Raw genomic sequence first — 20,070 nt, forward strand, 5'->3', positions numbered from 1 at the left:
ACAATGTCATTGACTTAAAACTTTTAGCCCCCCTTTTTAAGGGGGGACGGCGCTGAAAGCGCCAGGGGGGATTCGGGCGCAACACGTTGCGCCTCTACAGGGCTGATATTTTTGATTTCGTCGCATCAAGGTCTGCCCTCACTTCGCGACGCCTTGGCTTGCCACCCCTTAAGTCAATGACATTGCCTTATGCACAGGCGCTCCCAGAGTTGCACCCATGCCAGAATTGGTTTGTCAATTTTTGATATGTCAGATTTCTTTTTTGTAATCAAAATTATGACCATCCATCAATGCAAGTATTCGATTACAGGATGAATCAAATTAACATTTTTAAAAACAAAAAACGCCGCTTCGAGTTCGGGCGTCGAAGCGGCGTCATGATGTGAGGTTTACCCGGAACTATGGAGTATGTCGGGCTCGCGTTTCAATTTGTTCCGCAGTTTTTTCATCAATCAAAAAAATGTCAAAATCATATGCAAACGCCTGCGGCGCAATTTGGTATTTGCGCAAAGGTTTGGCGCCCCAACTGTTGATTCCACCGACGCCGCGCTGCTTAAGGTCAATATTCACAGTGATGTAGTCGCGCTCCGGCAGAGTATTGGTGTGGTCGGCTTCTGCCAGATCGTTTTGAGAATATGGCCACGCACTTACATTGAGCCATGATGCGCCCGCTTTGATGAGCAAGCCTTCTCCGCTGTTGTCCGTCAACGCAGCCCAGCGCACATCCGTCCGGTTGCCATAATCCTGGGGTTTGATGTAGGGGAAGGGATCAACCTCGACTGGTTCGCGATAGAGGCCGACATTGGCGCTGGTGAAGCGGTCGGGATAATTCTCATGCGGGCCGCGTCCCAGCCATGTCAGATTGTCGAAGCCGCTGGTTATGGTCATTTGCATACCAACGCGGGGGATTTCAGGCAATGTCTCGTCGGGATACATTTTGAAAGTCACATGAATGGCGCCGTCGCCCGCGAACGCATATTCGATTTGATATTTCACCTTGCCGTCGATCATGGTTCCATCTGTAGAAACCGTTGCGCTGAATTCACCGAATTGTTTCGCCTCGACAGAACCGACCACGCGTTGCGGCGCTGCGGTTTTCCACACGCCGGAGTCATGCAGCATCATATCGCGGCTGGCGGAATCATTGTCGGTTTGCGCCCGCCAGAAATTGGGAACCAGCGGCGCGACCAATAACTCTTCGCCTTCTTCTTGAATCGACTCGATCACGCCGGACTTTTTACCAATGGTCACAGCCAATTCGCCGTTCTGGACGATGATGCGATCCGGTAATTCTTCAACGACAACTTCTTCGCGTTCGGGCGCCATGATATCAAGTCGCGCGCTTTTGATGGGGAGTTTGAATTGTTGCCATGCGACGATGTGTCCGCGTTTGGCCCAGGTGGCGTTGTCCATCAATTCAAATTGAATGTTCACGAAATACTCGACGCCAGATTCCGGTTCGATTGTCTGAATGGGAAGGTTGACGATGGTTTCTGTTTGCGGTTGCAAGTCGATGGGGGCGATCTTGCCTTTTTGAATCACGCGCCCGTTGGCGGTAACTTCAAACGTCGGTTGAAACTGGTTTAAGTTAATGAAGAAATATTTATTTTTGATTGTCACGGAACCTTGAGTGAGGTTTACCGCTTCGACGCCGATGTTCTGATAGACTTTTTTGACTTCGGGCGTTCCCGGGCCGGGGGTGCGGTCGGGCCGGACGACGCCGTTGTCAAGGAAGTTTTCGTCTGATGGAACGTCGGCGGGGCCGAAGTCGCCGCCATACGCCCAAAACTCGACGCCGTTGTCATCCGTCTTTCGCAATGACTGGTCAACCCAATCCCAAATAAAACCGCCCTGCAAGACGGGATAGGCTTCGATCACGTCCCAGTAATCTTGAAAGTTGCCGATGCTATTGCCCATCGCGTGCGTGTATTCGCAGAGAATCAACGGGCGATCAGGATTTTTTGAAGCAAAGTTTTCGATGTCGCGCGGGCTGGCGTACATCGGGCAATAAATGTCGGTATGAGCGTGAAGTTCGGCGCGTTCGTATTGCACTGGTCGCGACGGGTCGCGTTCTCTCATCCATTCATACAACGCGACGAAGTTAGAGCCGTCGCCCGCTTCGTTGCCCATCGACCAGATAATAACGGACGGGTGGTTTTTGTCGCGTTCCAGCATGCGTTCGCCTCGGTCGAGGTGGGCTTTCTTCCATAATGGTTTTGCGCCCAATGTTTTTTTGGGACCGTAGCCGATGCCGTGGCTTTCGATGTTGGCTTCATCAACGAGATAAATGCCAAAGTAATCGCATAGGTCGTACCATTCCGGCGTATTGGGATAATGCGAGGTACGCACCGCGTTGACGTTGTTCTGCTTCATTAATTTGATGTCTTGAATCATCGACTCGCGAGTGACGGAGTATCCCGCGTCGGGGTCCATCTCGTGGCGATTGACGCCCTTGATGTAAATCGGCTCGCCGTTGACGAGTAACTGTTTATTTTGAATTTTCGACGTGCGGAAGCCGACCATCTGCGGGATGGATTCGATCACTTTTCCTTTGCCGTCGCGCAAGGTCAACACCAGTTGGTAAAGGGAGGGGGACTCCGCTGACCAGCATTTTACGTCAGGAATTTTCAATGTTTGTTTGACGCTGTTTTTGCCGTTGGCGTCAAGAGAGTTCAATTGCGCATTGAGAGTAGCGATGGGTTTTTTGTTGTCATAAAGCGCGGCCTCAAGCGTCAGACCTGTGCTCGGCGCTGACATCTGGTTTGATAGGGCTGTGGTGATTTGCAGCGTTCCATTTGATGTGGATGCGTCATAATCGGGCGTGATGAAAATATCATCGACGCGGACTTCGCCTCGTGAGAACAGATACACGTCGCGAAAGATGCCGCTCATGCGCCATTTGTCCTGGTCTTCTAAATACGACGCGTCCGAGTAGCGGTAGACCTCGACAGCGAGAATGTTGTCTTTCGGTTTGAGATAAGGCGTCAGGTCAAACACCGCTGGTGTTCGCGCCCCCTTGCTGAAGCCGACGCGCTGTCCATTCAGCCATAAATAAAACGCCGATTCGACGCCGTCAAATTGAATGAAGACGCTGCGGCCTTTCCAATTGGACGGAACGCGAAATTCTTTTCGATACGAGCCGACTTCGTTTTTATCGTGCGGAATGTACGGCGGGTTCATTATTCCCCAGGGGCATTTCGAATCAGGGCTCATGTAGTTGACGTAGATGGGGTAGCCGTAACCGTGCAGCTGCCAACTCGAGGGGACAGGGATGGCGTCCCAACGCGAATCGTCATAATTGTATTGATAAAAATCTTTCGTCCGCGCATCAACCGTCTCGGCGTATTGGAATTTCCACAGGCCGTTTAGCGACTCATACCAGGGCGAAGCGTCGCGGCGGTCGATCAGCGGTTTGATCGGGTTGGCGTTGTTGAGCGCGGCGTTTGTTTTCGGGTAGGCGATAAAACTGGCGCGGGGCGCTTCGCGGTTTTCGCCGATGTTTTGCGGGTCTTCCCATTCGGGAGTCTGCGCCTGGGCGTTGAACGCTATGCTGGTCGCAATGAGCGCAAGCGCTAACATCGTGCGCAACGCGAGTTTCAATTTAGATGGGGCGTGGTTCGTTTTGCTCATGATGATACCCATGCTTTCCTCAATTTGTATTAAATGGCGAGGTCGTCCCCAACCATTTGTTGCAGTTCACGCAATCGTTGTTTTAGCCGGGCGATGATTTGGCGATTGCCCGGGTCTGTTGATAAATCATAGAGTTCCCATGGATCGTCTTGCATGTTGAATAACTGAATCCGGTTGGCCTTGGGGTAAATAATCAATTTGTATTCGTCGGTTCTCACCATGCGCTGAAAATCAACATACGAGCCATAGATAGCGTTGGTATGCGGATAAAAGCCGCCGTTCAGTAATGGGACCAAACTCGGGAACTCGACCGTTTCCGGCGTTGGGATTTCCGCTAAGTCGCATGTCGTCGCGTAGAGGCTATGCAGGTAGACCATGTCGTCGATCTGTTCGCCCTGGTTGATGCCGGGGCCGCACAGGGTGAGCGGCATCCGAACGCTGTGGTCGTATTGGTTTTGCTTTCCGAGCAGGCCGTGCTGACCCATCGCGAGACCGTGGTCGGCGGAAAACATGATGACGGTGTTGTCTAACTCGCCGGACGCTTCGAGCGCATCAAGAATGCGGCCGATCTGATGGTCTGCGTGTGAGATGATGGCGTAATATTCCTGCAAATGCACCTTGATCTGATGTTCGGTGCGGGGGAACGGCGCCAGGATTTCATCGCGCAGCGTATTGCGCTGGCCCTGGTCGAAGGGATGCTCGGGGACGAAGTTTGGCGGAACCTCAATCTGATCCAATGGATACATATCGAGATATTTTCTCGGCGCTTGGCGCGGATCGTGCGGCGCGTGAAAGGCGACATACATGAAGAACGGGTTGTCGCTGTGGGCGGCATGGTTTTGCAGGTAGTCAATTGACGCGTTCGCCCATTCGCGACTGCTGTGCATGATGCTGCCGTCGGGCTGTTCGCGCCAATGGCCTTTGCGGGTTTTGTCGTCGGGCTGCCAGGTATTGTTGTCCGCAGTGGGGCGGCGGTAGCCGTCGCCGTCATACGGCGTCGAAGCAAGCATCCCGCCGCCGTGCGGGCCGACGGTTTTGAAGCCCTTCTGCAGCGCGGCGTCTCCGTTGTGCCACTTGCCGGCCATAAAGGTGTCGTAGCCGGCGTTGCCCAGCGTTTCTCCCCAGAGTGGAACCAGCGGGCCGTCTTTGCCGCCGATATCGCGTTGGGCGTGGTAGATGTAGCGCCCGGTGTTGAGCATAGCGCGGCTGGCGACGCACACCGCGCCCGTCCATGAGCCTTGGTTGAAGCAATGGGTGAAAGTGACGCCGTTTTTGACCAGGCGGTCGATGTTGGGCGTTTTTACTCCGGGATTATTTAACGAACCAATCGATTTGAATGTCTGGTCATCAGTGAACAAAAAAAGGATGTTCGGTTTTTTCTTTGGAGCGGCAGTCGCGCAGGGCAGCGCCGACGCGATTGCGCCCGCGCCGAGGGTTTTCAATAACTGGCGTCGCTTCATATTTTTCTCCTATTATTACGTCGAAAGAATGGCGCCTAATCCGCCAACGATCAGTACGAATACAATGAATCCTACAAATAGCAAACTGATTGCCGTCAAAACACCAAGAATGGTGAAATATGTTTTTAGTTTTCGTTGTGAATTAATAAACGCTTCCTGATTATTCGAAAGATTAGGCTTCTTCAACGGATGAAGCGGCGCTCATGAGCAAGATGCCCATCCAGATCGGCAGCCAGCAAAACAAAATCCCTCAAATGGTGAGGATCAAGAATACGCCGTTCAAAATGGTCATGATGCCTGTTAATTTAAGCCAGAACCTCCCCATATAGAGCGGGACGCTTAAAGAACGGATGATATCATTCTGTCCAGGAAGAGCAGGCGGCTGTTCTTCAAGTTGATTGTCCATTGATGATCTCCTTTTTAAGGTTACTAAAATTCATCTCAAAAATCATTGATCGTTCGTTGCGCTCGGCATGGGCGCCACTCCGCTCGCTTCAGTGCGGGCTTCCAGGCCCTTGTGCACAGGCGCTCCCAGAGTGGCGCCCATGCCTGACATCAATGTTCGCTATTCGATAAGCCAAAATTCCTTCTCGTGAATCTTATTTTGTTAAAGCGTCTATTCAGTAACAGAATCACCTCATAAACGGTGCGCTGCGTCCGCTTGTTTGGTAATACTCTAACAACCGGGTGAGATGTTCAACCACTTTTGGATATTTCTCATACATGTTTGTCGTTTCGGCATAATCGTTTTCGATGTCATACAACTGAATCGGCGGCAGATCCATTTCTTTCGCTTTATTTGGCCTGGGGTCGCTCCACCCGCCGGAGCCGGGGCAGAGGTTGAGTTTCCATTTTCCCTGGCGAATCGAAAACGAGCCATTGATAGAGTGATGCACCGTCGCTTCACGAAGGGGCTTGTCTCGCTCTTCGCCGAGCAATGCAGGAAGAATGCTATAGCTGTCTTCGCCCGCGTCGCTGGGTAAGGGTTCATCAAGAATCGCTGAACAGGTCGCGATTAAGTCCGTCAGGCAGATGGTTTCGTCAGAGGTCGAACCCGGCGCGATCTTACCCGGCCAGCGGGCGACGAAGGGAATGCGGTGTCCGCCCTCGAAGATGTCGGCTTTATGCCCGCGATAGATATAACTGGGGTCGTGCCCGAGTGGCTCGAGTTCGTCAAACTCAGCGCGGGGCGAGCACCCGTTGTCGCTGGTGAAGATGACCAGGGTGTTGTTGCTGAGGCTGTGGCGCGACAGGGCGTCGAGGATTTGCCCGACGGCGTCGTCGCATTGCAGTACAAAGTCGCCGTAGGCGTTGGTCCCGCTTTTGCCTTGAAATTCTTTGGTTGGCAGAATCGGCGTGTGCGGCGCCGCAAGAGGGACGTACAAAAAGAACGGCTGGTCGGTTTCGCTGCGTTGCTTGATGTACTCGACCGATTTCTCCGTGACTTTTGGCAGTACGTCTGCGTGTTTGAAATCGGCGCCGGTCGGGCCTTTGCGCCAAAAGCCTTTGAAGTCTTTATTCTCGGTTTCGCGGTCAGGCGCAGCGGTGATGCCGTCGTTTTCGATGTAGACGTAAGGCGGCATGTCGAGCGAGGCGCTGATGCCGAAGAAGTAATCAAAGCCGACACTGTTCGGCCCGTTTTGGATGGGCTTGGTCACATCGTAATTGTCTTTTTCGCCTGCCCAGTCCATGCCGAGGTGCCACTTGCCGACGCAGCCGGTGTGGTAGCCGTTTCTCTTTAAGAACGATGCGACGGTCATGCGGCCCGGCTCGATCAGGCGTTCGGAATAGCCGTACAAAACGCCGCTTTTGAGTTTGGAACGCCAGCAATAGCGTCCGGTCAGAATGCCGTAGCGCGTCGGCGTACACACCGCTGAACCCGAATGGGCGTCGGTGAATTTGACGCCAGTCCGGGCGATACGGTCTACGTTTACCGTGTTCAGTTTTGAATTTTCGTTGAGGCAGGAAACATCGCCGTAGCCTAAGTCGTCCGCGAGAATGTAGACGATGTTTGGCTGCTGGCTTTGGTTTGCGATAGACGCCTGCGGCGCCATCAGCGAGAGTCCGCCAACGGCGCCGGTTTTTAGGAAGTTTCGACGAGAGGTTTGATTTTGCATTCGCTTAACCCAATGTGACCGTCGATTTAACGGCGTTGCGGCGCGTGATTGATTTAGTCATTAAAATTCTCCCTTCACGGATTATCCGTGGATTATTTTCAAACAAAAAACTCACTTCCGCTAAATAAGCGAAATGAATATCCCAATCGCTCTCTATTGCACCATATTGACGGGAATGACTCAAGGAACCAGAGACGCGCTGCGATTGCCATAGGTTTGAGCCATTTTTTTTGGTAGAATGAGAATCTCTCAGTTTCCGCATCAGTTTGCTTTTCATCAATCTATATTTCATGTTGGATTCGGATGTTTACATTCTTGCGAAAAAAATGCCTTCGAGGCGTTTTGATTGTTGTATTCGTTTCTCTGGGATTGTTACCGGCAAACGGGCAGGCGGTTGATTTTAATTTCCAAATTCGCCCGTTGTTATCAGACCGTTGCTTTACGTGCCACGGGCCGGATGAAAACAAGCGCGTGTTGAACCTGCGCCTGGATACTCCTGAAGGCGTATTTGGCGAATTGCTCACCGGCGAAGGCAAAGCGATTGCTCCCGGTAACCCGGAAGAAAGCGTCCTGGTCAACCGCATTCGTTCACATGAAGATTCATACCGTATGCCGCCGACGGATTCTAACTTGTCGCTAACGCAAGACGAAATTGACTTGATCGTTGCGTGGGTCGAGCAGGGCGCTGAATACAAGCCGCATTGGTCGCTGATCCCGCTTGGTCCGGCGGGCCTGCCACAAGATATTGCGCTCGATATTGATTTTTTTATTGAACGAAAACTCGCGCAAAACCAACTGGCGTTTTCAGAGGAAGCAGACAACGAATTGCTGCTGCGGCGTTTGGCGTTTGACCTGACCGGGCTGCCGCCCACGATTGAAGAACTCGACGCCTTTCTCGACGACGAGGCGCAGAATGCGTATGAGCGCGCGGTTGATCGTTTGCTCGCCTCGCCGCATTACGGCGAGCGCATGGCGGTCGATTGGCTGGACGCGGCCCGTTATGCGGACACCTACGGCTATCAGGCCGACAACTTCCGCCCCGCGTGGCGCTGGCGCGACTGGGTGATTGAGGCCTTCAACCAGAACATGCCGTTCGACCAGTTTATCGAATGGCAACTGGCAGGCGACCTGGAGCCGAACCCCAGTCGCGAGCAGATCATCGCCACCGGATTCAACCGCAACCATCCCCAAAACGCCGAAGGCGGAATTATCAACGAAGAATATCGGGTGGAATACGCCGCTGACCGCACCAACACACTGGGGCGGGCGTTGATGGGCGTGACGCTGGAATGCGCCCGCTGCCATGACCATAAGTTTGACCCGATTTCACAAAAAGACTATTACCAACTTCTCAGTTTTTTCAATAACGTAGACGAGGGCGGGCAAATCACCTGGAGCAACCTCGATCTTCCCGCGCCAACCTTGCTGTTGCCGACGGATGAACAGGCGAAAGAGATACAGCAATACGACAATCGCATCCATTCGATCGAAGATGAAATAGACGCCTTGCGTTCTACACGCAAAGAAAAATTTAAGCAGTGGTTTGGTTCGCTTGAGCAACCAGGCGCCGTGCCATCGGCGGAGGCTGTTTGGCCAATAGCAATGTTTGATTTTGAAGACGCGTCCAATCAGCGCATCGCCAATACGGTCAGCGACGTCACCGGGCGGGTGCTTGATCCGGTGACGATGGGGCTTGCGAAGCCGCCCCTGCAAACTGTCGAAGGCAAGTCGGGCAATGCGGTGCAATTTGACGGCGACCACATGTTGGACTTTCCCGGCCTGGGGCGCTTCAAGCGCGGTAATGCGTTCTCTATCGGCGTATGGGTGAACCTGCCGGATGCGCTGGCGGACGGCGTGATCGTCCACAGCAATCGCGGCGGCATTATCTATAGTTTCAAAGGCTTTCAACTCTCGCTGAGCGATCACCATTTTGATGTACGTTTGTCGGCGAATTTTCCTTATAACTCCATTCATCTTTTGTCTGAACACTCTGCGCCGAAACAACAGTGGATTCATTTGTTGGCGACGTATGACGGTTCCAGCAAGGCCTCTGGTACGCGCTTATATGTGAATGGCGTCGAACAGGCGATGACCGTCAAGCGCGATAATTTATATCGCGACATCGTGTTCGATAAAGAAGGAATCGGGACCAACCTGCGCGCGGGCGCGCGTTGGCGTTCAAAGGGCATGACCGGCGGGCGGATGGATGAACTCGCGCTGTATGACCGGGCGCTGACCGCATTCGAAGCGCGGGCTGTTGCTGGTAAATCCCGCGACGGCGATTGGCTGCCAACGCCGATGTCAGAAGAAGAACGAAATGAATTGTATGACTATTACGCCGCCGCCATTGATGAAGACGCGTCGCGATTGAGAAATGAGTTAGAACAAGCGCGGCTTGAACGAAACGCGCTGGTCGAAGACGTTGAAGAAGTGATGGTGATGGCTGAGATGCCGCAGCCGCGCCAGGCGTATTTGCTAAAGCGCGGCGCCTATGACCAACACGGCGAAGAAGTGTTTCCCGATACGCCGCAAAGCATCATGGCGTTTCGCGAGTCGATGCCGAAAAATCGACTGGGACTGTCGCAATGGTTGACGCATCCCAAAAACCCATTGACCGCGCGGGTGATCGTGAATCGGCTCTGGCAGCAATTTTTTGGAACCGGCATCGTCAAGACGGCGGAGGATTTCGGCAGCCAGGGCGACCTGCCAAGCCATCCCGAATTGCTGGATTGGCTCGCGATGGAATTCATTCATTCTGGCTGGGACGTCAAAGCGCTGGTCAAACAAATTGTGACCACCCGCGTCTATCGGCAATCATCAATCGCGAGCGACCGCTTGCGCGAGATTGACCCGGATAATCGCCTATTGGCGCGCGGCCCTGCGCGGCGATTGAGCGCTGAGATGTTGCGCGACCAGTCGCTGGCGGCGAGCGGGTTGTGGGTTGAAACAATCGGCGGACCTAGCGTGAAGCCCTATCAGCCGGAGGGCTTATGGGCGTTTGGCATGAACCCGAACTACAACCAGGATACCGGCGACAAGTTATATCGCCGCAGCCTCTACACCTTCTGGAAACGCACCGTTCCGCCGCCCTCGATGAACCTGTTCGACGCTCCCAGCCGCAGCGTGTGTACGGTGCGCCGCCAGCAGACCAACACGCCCTTGCAAGCGTTGGTGGTGATGAACGATCCACAGTTCGTCGAAGCGGCGCGGGTGTTGGCGCAACGCATCATGAAGTTACGCGAGACGCCGAACGAACGAATCGCGTTGGCGTTTCGCTTGCTCGCTACGAGGCGACCCCGTGGGCAGGAATCAGGAATTTTGATGAAATTATATAATCAACAATTGAAAGCGTTTCAGAGCGATCCCTCCAAAATGCAGGGCTGGCTCCATGCGGGCGAGTCCGTGCGAGATGAATCGCTCGACGAAGCCGAACTGGCGGCGTACGCGGTTGTGGTGAACGCGATTCAAAATTCCGACGCCAGTCTGATGCAGAGGTGAACCATGCAAGATGCGCTTCATAAACTTCATTTGTTAGACCGCAGGCGCTTTCTCAATCAAACCTCGTTGGGAATGGGCGCGGTTGCGTTGAATTCGCTGCTGGCGCCGGGCGTGAATGCGGACCAGCGTCAATCATCGGGCGGCGTATTGAACCAATTGCATTTTCCCGCTCGCGCAAAACGAGTGATCTATCTATTCCAAAGCGGTGGGCCGTCGCAGATGGAACTGTTTGATTACAAACCCATGCTCGACAAGATGCACGGACAGCAATTGCCTGACTCCGTCCGCAAAGGCCAGCGCCTCACCGGGATGAGCGGCGGGCAGTCGAGCCTTCCATTGGCGCGGTCGATCTTTTCGTTTGCGCAACATGGAAACAGCGGTTCCTGGGTCAGCGAGTTGATGCCGCATACGGCGAAGATTGTTGATGAATTATGTTTCATCCACTCCATGCACACCGAGGCGATCAATCATGACCCGGCGATTACGTTCTTTCAGACGGGGTCGCAGTTGCCGGGGCGCCCCAGTATTGGTTCCTGGCTGAGTTACGGGCTGGGAACGGACAACAAAGACCTACCGGAATTTATCGTACTTGTTTCAAAAAACGGCAGCGGGCAGCCGCTCTATGCGCGCTTGTGGGGCAGCGGCTTTTTACCGTCGAAACATCAGGGCGTTCAGTTTCGTTCCGGCGCTGACCCGGTGTTGTATCTCAAAAATCCCGAAGGCTACCATGCCGACGATCGCAAAGGGATGCTGGATGCGCTCAAGCAATTAGAACAAGCGCAACACGAAACCGTCGGCGATCCAGAAATCAATAACCGACTCGCGCAATATGAAATGGCCTATCGAATGCAGATGTCCGTGCCGGAAGCGCTTGACCTCTCGGACGAGCCAGAGTCGATCTTTGAGCAGTATGGGCCGGATGCGAAAGACCCCGGGACGTACGCATACAATTGCTTGCTGGCGCGGCGCTTGGCCGAACGCGATGTGAAGTTCATTCAGTTATACCATCAGGGGTGGGACCAACACGGCAACTTGCCGAATGCGATTAAAAAACAATGCAGGGCAACCGACCAAGCCTCTGCCGCTTTGGTGATGGACTTAAAACAACGAGGGTTGCTTGACGATACGCTGGTGATTTGGGGCGGCGAGTTTGGTCGCACCAATTATTCGCAAGGCCAATTGACGGAAGAAGATTACGGTCGCGATCATCATCCGCGATGCTTTACTATTTGGATGGCGGGCGCAGGCGTCAAAGCAGGATTACACTACGGAACGACGGATGAGTTAGGTTACAACATTACAGAAAACCCGGTGCATGTGCATGATTTTCAGGCGACCCTTCTTCACCTGTTAGGCGTTGACCATGAAAAACTGGCGTATAAATTTCAAGGCCGCCGCTTTCGCTTGACGGATGTACATGGTAAGGTCGTTCATGATTTAATCGCTTGATTATTTTATGACCATAATTCGAGAATGGTTCGTCCTAATACTAGTCCCATGAATTGTCGGCAGAGGCTGCTGGGCAGCCTTTCTTTAGTAAGTAATGGTAGATTTTTATACAATTTGTATTTTGTAGCAATTTAGTCTTTCCAAGAAGGGCTGATATCTACTATGCTATCCTATTGAAGATCATTATGTGGAAATTATGAAAACGCACTTATCGCTTATTATCGTTTCTATCTATTCGGTTGAGTATCTGAAAGAGATACTCCATCTTGATGACGTTGACGATTGGATTCTGGAGTCGCTGGCGCCAGATGATTCGCTGCCGCTCAATCGGCCGTCTGGAATCCAACTTGCCCGCGCGGATGCAGAGCGCGCGATTTCGTGGCGTATCCATGTCGGGCCGTTTGACGAAAAGGAATCCATTGACGCGGTGCGCCAATGGATGAACCAGTTAGTGAACCAATTTGGGCGTCTGCCGATTCTGTTCTATATGCTGCTGGGGTCGACGGAGGAAACGATTAATACGGTTGATGTTGATGAACTGTCAGAATCAACCAGCGGCCCGTTGTTGTTAATTGAAAAACGCTTGTGGCGCCTCAGCCAGATGTATCAAATGGCGTTCCCGAAAGAGAGTGAGTGGTTCCCTGAAAAACGGGGGCTTTTCTTCATCAACCGTGAACCCGAAAAAATTTGGATAGAGCGCTTAGAGTCAAACATCCATGAACTGCATTCGCGTTGGACGCGCCATCCGCTTGATTACGCTCCAATGGATGATTCGCTACTGCATCCTGAAATTCGCGAAGAGCGGCAGCGCATGGACAATGTTATCAATATTCCCACCACCAGCCAAAAGACGTTCGAGCCGGAAAAAGTAGTCATTCACCTGATGAAAGGCGAGCGGGCGGATACGATCAGCTTGCGGGCGTATCAAGATACGCCGATTGGAAAGCGTTTGGGCGGGCGTTCATTGCTGGCCTCTTGTAATAAAGACATTAACTTGATATCCGGCTGGCGCGACAATAACACATCGTTTGAAGTACACAACGCAGCGTCGATGAATTTCGAAGCGGCGGCCCCGCAGGGCAGCCTGCCTGAGGCGATGATGACCGGACGGGTTCGTTTGAAAAACGCTTGGATCGAAGGAGAGAACAAGTCGCCGACTTTGCCTACGGAACCGATCCGGGCGCGTCAACGGATGGTCTGGCCGAACTCGAACCGCTAATAGCTGGTGAGAAAAGAAAGAATAAAACGATGAAATTGACTGTTCATTTAGAATTAGAAAACCCCACCGCTGAGCCGCAAACCATCGTGTTTGAGAAGGGCCGCTGTTTTGAAGTCGCCTCTCCGTCTGCGGGGTTGCAGAACGCCGTATTGGCCAAAACATCTAAAATCGTTGTGCCGCCGAAGGGAACGGTTGAGGTCGATCTCAAGGCGTATTGTTTGAACGAATTCCGCGATATGACGCCCGTTCACCACACCGCATTTGCAACGCCGTTTATGTTTACAAAAAAATATGAAAATCAGGACGAAGTCTGGGCCTGGATGAAACGCCCGGCGGCCTGATTCCACTACTGACTGATTGGTTTGTCAATTTGTGAAATGCCGGAGCCTGTATCTGAATAAAGATTATGGTTATCCATCAATGTAGGTACTCACTTAACGGATGAACCAGAAGAAATGATGTTAAAAAAACTCCCCCAAGGTGAACTGCCCCGGGGGAGTTTTGCTTATTCGTTTGTAAGATTGTCCGCTGCAATTGGTTTACTCATAAAAAATCGAACGTTATTTCAAGCACAGCAATCTGTGTCCCTACTATAGAGATTTCTATTAATACCCAACGCGCCCTGGGTCGGTCGATGCTTTGTCGGCGTGAGGGCTGAGATAGGCGCGCTGTTTGGCGTGCCATGCGACGTTGGCCAGATGCGGGCCGCACACGGCGGCGTGGCCCACTTCGACCGGCGCGTTTGGTTCTTTGCGCGACTTAATGCAATCAAGGAAATTCTCAACGTGCGGCGTCGTCGGCAGCGGGCCGGAGAATTCCCAATCCGGTTTGCGGTACGGCGCGGGTTTTCCTTCGCCGCGTCCTGTGTCTTCAAAAAAGCGGCTGCCCCATCCGTCGAGTACCAGCGTACCGCGGTCGCCTAAGAATGTAATCGTCCAGCCGTCCATGAAGCGATTGGTGTAGCACAACGACCAAGTCGCGTTGAAGGTTCCATATTCAAAGTTGGCGGTGAATACGTCGGGGGTTTCGGCGCCTTCCATTTTATAGACGCGACCGAAGCAATCGGCGGCGGTGGGTGTTCCGCAATCCATAAACCACTGGACGACGTCCATCAGGTGGGTGCCCTGGTCGCAGCAGTGTCCGCCGGAGTAATCCCAAAATACGCGCCAGTTGCGGAAACGCATCACCTGGAAGGGCGCAACCGGGCCGGGGTGGCAAAACGCCTGCCAGTCGAGCTCGCCGTCAACCGGGCCGTAGCGCATCGGGCTGGAGGTGTTCCAGTTCCATTTGGCTTTGACCATGTGAATGGCGCCGCACTTACTGACCATCTCTTTCGCCTTGTGGACGGCGGGCGAACTGCGGCGTTGCATACCGACTTGGACGATACGGTCGGTGGCGCGCACCGCCTGCACCATCTGGTGGCCTTCTTCGATGGAGTGCGACATCGGTTTTTCGCAATAGGCGTCTTTGCCAGCCGCGACGCTGTCCATCAGTTGAACGCCGTGCTGGTGTTCGGGGGTGCCGATTAACACGGCGTCGATATCTTTATTTTCAAGTAATTTTCTGTAATCGGTGTAGGCTTTTGCGCCGTCAGCGGCGAGTTCCATACCGCGTTCGCGATTGACGCTGTAGGCGTCGCAGACGGCGGTGAAGGTTGCGCCCAGGCCAATAAAATCGCGCATGACGCCGCGTCCGCGCCCGCCGGGGCCGATGATTCCCATGACGATTTTTTCATTCGCGCCTAGAACCGAAGGCGGCGCTAGCGTGGGCAACGTGGTAGCGGCGGCGATGGCTGTTGCTCCATGAATAAATTTGCGGCGGCTGACATTGGATTGAGACGTTTGCTTCATAGTGATGACTCCCCATGTTTAGTATGAAGTTCTTCTACTTTTATACGCTAACTTAACCAGAAAAGAAACGGGGAAGAAGTGTGGTTATTTCACATAAAACAAAAATTATTGCATAAAATCGATCACTCTTCTCGTTATATATTTATAGAGAGGGAATCAAAACGAGCTGGATGAATAACACAGTTGATGAATTGACCTCAATCTACTTGCAACATCGCAACGGGCTGTTTGCCTGTGCGTTTGCGGTAACGGCGCGGCAAGATTTGGCGGAAGACGCTGTGCATAACGCATTTGTGCGGCTCTATCGTAATGGCAAGACGATTGATGCGACCGCCAGTGGATTGAAGTCATACGTTTTTCGTTCGGTGCGCAATGCGGCGATTGACCTGATGCGCTCGCGCCTCAACGAAACGCCTCTCGACGGGCATTTGCTGTTTACTTTGAATAACGACCCTAGCGCTGAGGCGCAAAACGAAGAATTTCAACAGTGCGTGTCAGACGCGTTATTGCGGATGCCGCAGGCAGAACGAGAAGTGATTATACAGCGGCTCTACGCTGATTTGACTTTTCAAGAAATTGCCGACGCCGTCGGAGCGCCGTTAGGTTCGGTGACCAGTTGGTACCGCCGCGGCATGGAACGATTGCGAGAACTTCTGAAGGTGCACGATGAAAAATTTAGAGGACAAACTAAAGACGCTGAGGATTAAGACTCCGTCACCGAACCTCGACCAGCGTATTTTTGCGGAACGCGATGCCGCGGGAGCAGGCATGCACTGGTTGCAAATTCCCGTTCCGCTGGGATGGGCGGCTGGGTTTGCCGTCGCTGCAGCGGGGCTGGGGTTTTGGGCCGGGGCGGGATCGAATTCCGCAAACCGCCAAATCGATTTTCGGCAAATGCCAGTGAGAGAAATTCATTTTATTTTAGATGAAACGGACAGTCGCATGTTTGATTTCTCTCAAGCAGCCGAAAAAAACGATGATTACCATTTAAATATACGTTATAACTATCAAGGAGGATTTTAATGAACCATTTTTTTCATTATATTTATTCATTCCGTATGATTGTTATTGTTTTCGTAATTTCTGTTTTCCCTGTTATCGCGTTTAGCGACCAATCACTAGTACCCCCAGCGCCCGCGTCGCCTCAGATTGAGACGACGAGCGGCTCAATCATTAAATTTGATATTAATATGTATCGATTGCGGGGTGATGTGTCAGGCGACTTTTCGTTGACGGACCATGTCTGGGCGCCGACGGAAGACGCAGCGAAAAAAGCGAAGGAAATGGAAGTTACGCTTTTTACAAAAGGGCAATTTACCGTCGGAGATCATACCGCGAAAGTGACAGAACTTGAGTGGGACTTGCCGGGAGAATCTGTTGAAATGATGTCGGGGCCTGTAATGTTAGTTAAGGCGTATTCTGATCGGTTTGAAAGCGCAACGATTCGTTCAGGTTCAGACTCGCTTCCCTATTTTGAAGCGGTAAAAGGCGATCTCTATCGTCTGAAAAGAAATGACGAAGGCGTTGGGTATAATTTTGAATTTCATTATAAACTAGACGCGGAAACGAATCGAATTGTATTTAATCCGCTTACCGTTAAAACGCGAACCGTTGTTGACCGAAAACATATCCGAGGCGCTGGTTCGTTATCAGTCGGCGAACCGATCATCGAAGAGTTGAATTTTCCACTTCGCGTTAATTTGAGGTTAGGCTGGTTCTATGGTGTTCTTCTTCCTGTGAAAGGCGAAGGCAATATTTTGATGCGATTTAAATTTTCGCAAACTGATTTGTAATGCAATAGCAGCCTGACGGATCTACTGAGTCGCGTTGCATGGTGGGCTAAATTAAAAGGGGAGGGCGAGGCTCCCGCCGAGCCGCGAATAATTGATACGCTATCTTAATTACCTGGCTCACCAGGAGCCAGCCTGCGGCAGGCAGAGTTCGTGAAACTAAATGCGAGATTACTTCGGTCGTATACGCTCCCTCGTAATGACACGAACGTCTATTTAACCGGGCGCAGCACGCTGCGCCCCTACTATTCTGATCAATCAAACTCAACCCCATACAACCCTGCGAATTTTTTGTTGAGATAACGGATGAACGGCTCGGACGACAGATCGTCTCCAGTGATATGTTTGATGAGTTGGGGCGCGGTCATGCGGCGGCCCACCCGGTGGACGTTCTCGCGCAGCCACGTCAGTAAGGGCGCAAACTCGCCTTGTTCGACATGGCTCCATAAATCAGGAATATCTTTTTCAATCGTCTCAAACATCTGCGAGGCGTATAGGTTGCCCAACGCATAGGTCGGGAAATACCCCATCGAGCCGTGCGACCAGTGGATATCTTGCAGGCAGCCCATCGCGTCGTCGGTCACGTCGAGGCCGAGGTAATCTTTGATTTTGGCGTTCCATGCGTCGGGGATATCTTTGACCGCCAGGCGGCCTTCGATTAGGTCGAGTTCCAACTCAAAGCGAAGCACGACATGCAAGTTGTAGGTGCATTCATCGGCTTCGACGCGAATGAACGTCGGTTGTACCTGATTGATGGCGGCGCACATTTGTTCGGCGCAAATTCCCTTGAGTTCATTGGGGAACGCTCTCTGCATCAGCGGCGCGTAGCGTTTCCAGAAGGGCAGGCTGCGCCCGATGAGGTTTTCCCACATGCGCGATTGCGACTCGTGGATGCCCAGCGAGATGGCTTCGGCGAGGGTGGTGCGTTCGTCTTCGTCGCGAAAGCCTTGCTCATAAAGCGCGTGTCCGGCTTCGTGGATGGCGCCGGTCAGGCAGGAGAACGGCTCCTCATCACTGACGCGGGTGGTGATGCGCACATCGCGCTGGCCGAAGTCGGTGGTGAAGGGATGCACCGATTTATCCATGCGGCCTGCGTCGAGGTCGTAGCCCAGATCGCGGATGACTTGCATGGAGACGTCCCACTGTTTGTCGGCGTCCCATGTTTGATCGAGCCATTTAACGTCAGGCTGACTGGGCGCGTTGGCGATGCGTTCAACGATGGCGCTCTGTCGTTGGGCAAGATCGGCGAAGATGGGTTTGAGCGCTTCGGCGGTCATTCCACGTTCATAATCTTCGAGTAGCGCGTTATAGGGAGAGCCTTCGTAGCCCATCAGGTCAGCGCGTTGTTTTAATTTATCGACGACTTTTTCGAGCAGCGGCTGGAACGTCGGGAAGTTGGAATCCTTGCGCGCTTTGACCCAGGCTTCGTAGGCTTGGCTTTGCAGCAAACTGAATTCGCGCACGAACGATTCGGGCAGTTTTTTTTCGCGTTTGTAATCGTGCAGGGTTTCCGAAACTAACGTAGCGTCGTCGCCTTCGAGGCCCGCCTGGTCGAGGTCTTCGAGCAGTGCGCCTAGTTCGTCGTCGGTCGCCATGCGGTGCGCGATGGATGATAGCGTCGAGAGTTGTTGTCCGCGTCCGGCGGCGGCTTTGGGCGGCATAAAGACTTCCTGGTCCCAATGCAGCACGGAGAGACTGGCGCTGATGTCTTTGATTTCGCCGATGCGGCGGCGCAGATCGTTCAATTTATTTTGATTGCTCATTTGATACTCCTGATTTAGCACTCGATTTTTTCGCGAATTCATGTTGCAATATTTGAATAATCAAGAATACGCGAATCATTGATAAAATGAAACCAAAGGGAGTTGCCTGATGAATAACCTTACACCCAACCGCAGAGCATTTGTGAAACAGACTTCTGTCGCCGCCATGACGGCGTTATCGGCGTCGCGGGTGATCTCCGCCAATGAAAAAGTTCGAATCGCACACGTCGGCCTGGGCGGTCGGGGTACGACATTACTCAAAAACACGCTGCGTATTCCTGACTTTGAAATCGTCGCGCTGTGCGACTTGCGTGAAGATCGCTTGAAACGCGCAATGGGCGTTTGCGCCGAAGAAGGACGCAGCCCCAAGACTCACACCGACCTCGCAACCATGGTGGAGAAGGAGCAACTCGACGGCGTCATTGTTGCGACCGAAGTGGGCAACCACGCCAAAGTGGTGATCCCCATTTTGGAAGCCGGGCTGCATTGCTTCAGCGAAAAGCCGATGGATTCAACCGTCGAAAAAGTCGACGCCATCGTCAAGGCGGCGCGTAAGGCGAAAGGCATTTATCAGGTCGGGTTCCAACGCCGATATAACCCGACTTTTCACCAGGGAATCGAACTTGCGCAGGGCGGGCAGTACGGCCCCATCATGTTTTTGCAGGGGCATTGGTATTTCTCCGGCGGCATGGGCAACGGCGGCTGGGTGCGCAATGTGGATATGTCGGGCGGCAAGTTGGTCGAACAGGCGTGTCATCACATGGATGTATTCACCTGGGTGATGAATGACCATCCGGTGCAATGCCAGGCGATGGGGCGCATCACCTTCGACCACAATCGTGATGTTGAACATTTGGCTGAAGACCATTCCAGCCTGAATTTTTATTTCAAGAACGGCGTGATTTTGTCGTACTCGCATTTCGCGCTGCTTCCGCCGCAGTTCAATAATGAAAAACTGTGGGTGATGAAAAAAGACGGCCTGTTGAGCCTGAATGAAGGCATCGCGTTCGAGCGCACCGACCCCAAGACCGGCGACCCGAAACAATACGCGGAGGAGACGGATTTCTATAAAGGCACATTCGACCAGTTTGAGGCGTTTGCGCGGCATATCCGCAACGGCGAGAAGCCGCTCAGTAATGTGGAGACCGCCCGCATCTCGACCCTGACCGCGCTGATGGGACACCAGGCGATGTACAACCGCGCCAAGCAGCAATACGAACCCGGCATGATCGGGTGGGACGACATCGGCACCACCACCGACCCGGCGTAATCTTGTATTTTCGGGAGGGCGAAC

The 20,070-nt window shown here is 52.9% G+C and carries 15 protein-coding genes; 8 read left to right on the plus strand and 7 right to left on the minus strand.

What is annotated here, in order from left to right:
- Positions 1-399: 399 nt before the first annotated feature.
- The 5 genes from P9L94_18560 to P9L94_18580 form a co-directional block, all read right to left on the minus strand.
- The gene (locus P9L94_18560; GenBank protein MDP8246092.1) at positions 400-3,630 is read right to left on the minus strand and encodes a glycoside hydrolase family 2 TIM barrel-domain containing protein; all 3,231 of its coding nucleotides are present in this window, start codon (positions 3,628-3,630) and stop codon (positions 400-402) included.
- Positions 3,631-3,659: 29 nt separating this feature from the next.
- On the minus strand, positions 3,660-5,090 hold the full coding sequence (locus tag P9L94_18565; GenBank protein ID MDP8246093.1) for a sulfatase-like hydrolase/transferase: 1,431 nt from the start codon (positions 5,088-5,090) through the stop codon (positions 3,660-3,662).
- Between the two features lie 250 nt (positions 5,091-5,340).
- Entirely contained in the window at positions 5,341-5,496 is a 156-nt protein-coding gene (locus tag P9L94_18570) for a hypothetical protein (protein MDP8246094.1), read from the minus strand.
- A 226-nt stretch (positions 5,497-5,722) separates the two neighbouring features.
- Complete coding sequence (locus P9L94_18575; protein ID MDP8246095.1) at positions 5,723-7,207, minus strand: arylsulfatase; 1,485 nt, start codon at positions 7,205-7,207, stop codon at positions 5,723-5,725.
- Positions 7,208-7,211: 4 nt separating this feature from the next.
- On the minus strand, positions 7,212-7,484 hold the full coding sequence (locus P9L94_18580) for a hypothetical protein (GenBank protein MDP8246096.1): 273 nt from the start codon (positions 7,482-7,484) through the stop codon (positions 7,212-7,214).
- Positions 7,485-7,549: 65 nt separating this feature from the next.
- Between P9L94_18580 and P9L94_18585 the strand changes: the two genes are divergently transcribed.
- The 4 genes from P9L94_18585 (at position 7,550) to P9L94_18600 (ending at position 13,714) form a co-directional block, all read left to right on the plus strand.
- The gene (locus P9L94_18585; protein MDP8246097.1) at positions 7,550-10,705 is read left to right on the plus strand and encodes a DUF1553 domain-containing protein; all 3,156 of its coding nucleotides are present in this window, start codon (positions 7,550-7,552) and stop codon (positions 10,703-10,705) included.
- Positions 10,706-10,708: 3 nt separating this feature from the next.
- Entirely contained in the window at positions 10,709-12,154 is a 1,446-nt protein-coding gene (locus P9L94_18590) for a DUF1501 domain-containing protein (protein ID MDP8246098.1), read from the plus strand.
- Between the two features lie 196 nt (positions 12,155-12,350).
- Positions 12,351-13,373, plus strand: coding sequence for a hypothetical protein (locus P9L94_18595; protein ID MDP8246099.1), 1,023 nt, complete (start codon positions 12,351-12,353; stop codon positions 13,371-13,373).
- Between the two features lie 29 nt (positions 13,374-13,402).
- Positions 13,403-13,714 (plus strand): hypothetical protein, encoded by a 312-nt coding sequence (locus P9L94_18600; protein MDP8246100.1) that lies wholly within the window; start codon positions 13,403-13,405, stop codon positions 13,712-13,714.
- Positions 13,715-13,978: 264 nt separating this feature from the next.
- Here P9L94_18600 and P9L94_18605 read toward each other — a convergent pair whose 3' ends face one another.
- On the minus strand, positions 13,979-15,223 hold the full coding sequence (locus P9L94_18605) for a Gfo/Idh/MocA family oxidoreductase (GenBank protein ID MDP8246101.1): 1,245 nt from the start codon (positions 15,221-15,223) through the stop codon (positions 13,979-13,981).
- A gap of 170 nt (positions 15,224-15,393) precedes the next feature.
- On the opposite strand from P9L94_18605, the gene P9L94_18610 reads away from it, so the two are divergent.
- From P9L94_18610 to P9L94_18620, 3 genes are all read left to right on the plus strand, one after another.
- A complete protein-coding gene (locus P9L94_18610; protein MDP8246102.1) occupies positions 15,394-15,930 on the plus strand; it encodes a sigma-70 family RNA polymerase sigma factor in 537 nt (178 codons plus the stop codon).
- Positions 15,931-15,991: 61 nt separating this feature from the next.
- Positions 15,992-16,246 (plus strand): hypothetical protein, encoded by a 255-nt coding sequence (locus P9L94_18615; GenBank protein MDP8246103.1) that lies wholly within the window; start codon positions 15,992-15,994, stop codon positions 16,244-16,246.
- A 260-nt stretch (positions 16,247-16,506) separates the two neighbouring features.
- Complete coding sequence (locus P9L94_18620; protein ID MDP8246104.1) at positions 16,507-17,016, plus strand: hypothetical protein; 510 nt, start codon at positions 16,507-16,509, stop codon at positions 17,014-17,016.
- Positions 17,017-17,267: 251 nt separating this feature from the next.
- Here the strand turns inward: P9L94_18620 and P9L94_18625 are convergent, their stop codons facing one another.
- Positions 17,268-18,776: a carboxypeptidase M32 gene (locus P9L94_18625; GenBank protein ID MDP8246105.1), complete on the minus strand. Its 1,509-nt coding sequence runs from the start codon at positions 18,774-18,776 to the stop codon at positions 17,268-17,270.
- A gap of 109 nt (positions 18,777-18,885) precedes the next feature.
- Between P9L94_18625 and P9L94_18630 the strand changes: the two genes are divergently transcribed.
- Entirely contained in the window at positions 18,886-20,046 is a 1,161-nt protein-coding gene (locus P9L94_18630) for a Gfo/Idh/MocA family oxidoreductase (GenBank protein ID MDP8246106.1), read from the plus strand.
- Positions 20,047-20,070: the final 24 nt, after the last annotated feature.

It is taken from the genome of Candidatus Hinthialibacter antarcticus (assembly GCA_030765645.1).
GTDB lineage: Bacteria > Hinthialibacterota > Hinthialibacteria > Hinthialibacterales > Hinthialibacteraceae > Hinthialibacter > Hinthialibacter antarcticus.

Bases quoted from the DNA above. Each gene is read 5' to 3' on its own strand.
- P9L94_18560 (MDP8246092.1), bottom strand. From the start codon at position 3,630: ATGAGCAAAACGAACCACGCCCCATCTAAATTGAAACTCGCGTTGCGC.
- P9L94_18565 (MDP8246093.1), bottom strand. From the start codon at position 5,090: ATGAAGCGACGCCAGTTATTGAAAACCCTCGGCGCGGGCGCAATCGCG.
- P9L94_18570 (MDP8246094.1), bottom strand. From the start codon at position 5,496: ATGGACAATCAACTTGAAGAACAGCCGCCTGCTCTTCCTGGACAGAAT.
- P9L94_18575 (MDP8246095.1), bottom strand. From the start codon at position 7,207: ATGCAAAATCAAACCTCTCGTCGAAACTTCCTAAAAACCGGCGCCGTT.
- P9L94_18580 (MDP8246096.1), bottom strand. From the start codon at position 7,484: ATGAAAAGCAAACTGATGCGGAAACTGAGAGATTCTCATTCTACCAAA.
- P9L94_18590 (MDP8246098.1), top strand. From the start codon at position 10,709: ATGCAAGATGCGCTTCATAAACTTCATTTGTTAGACCGCAGGCGCTTT.
- P9L94_18595 (MDP8246099.1), top strand. From the start codon at position 12,351: ATGAAAACGCACTTATCGCTTATTATCGTTTCTATCTATTCGGTTGAG.
- P9L94_18600 (MDP8246100.1), top strand. From the start codon at position 13,403: ATGAAATTGACTGTTCATTTAGAATTAGAAAACCCCACCGCTGAGCCG.
- P9L94_18605 (MDP8246101.1), bottom strand. From the start codon at position 15,223: ATGAAGCAAACGTCTCAATCCAATGTCAGCCGCCGCAAATTTATTCAT.
- P9L94_18610 (MDP8246102.1), top strand. From the start codon at position 15,394: ATGAATAACACAGTTGATGAATTGACCTCAATCTACTTGCAACATCGC.
- P9L94_18615 (MDP8246103.1), top strand. From the start codon at position 15,992: ATGCACTGGTTGCAAATTCCCGTTCCGCTGGGATGGGCGGCTGGGTTT.
- P9L94_18620 (MDP8246104.1), top strand. From the start codon at position 16,507: ATGGAAGTTACGCTTTTTACAAAAGGGCAATTTACCGTCGGAGATCAT.
- P9L94_18625 (MDP8246105.1), bottom strand. From the start codon at position 18,776: ATGAGCAATCAAAATAAATTGAACGATCTGCGCCGCCGCATCGGCGAA.
- P9L94_18630 (MDP8246106.1), top strand. From the start codon at position 18,886: ATGAATAACCTTACACCCAACCGCAGAGCATTTGTGAAACAGACTTCT.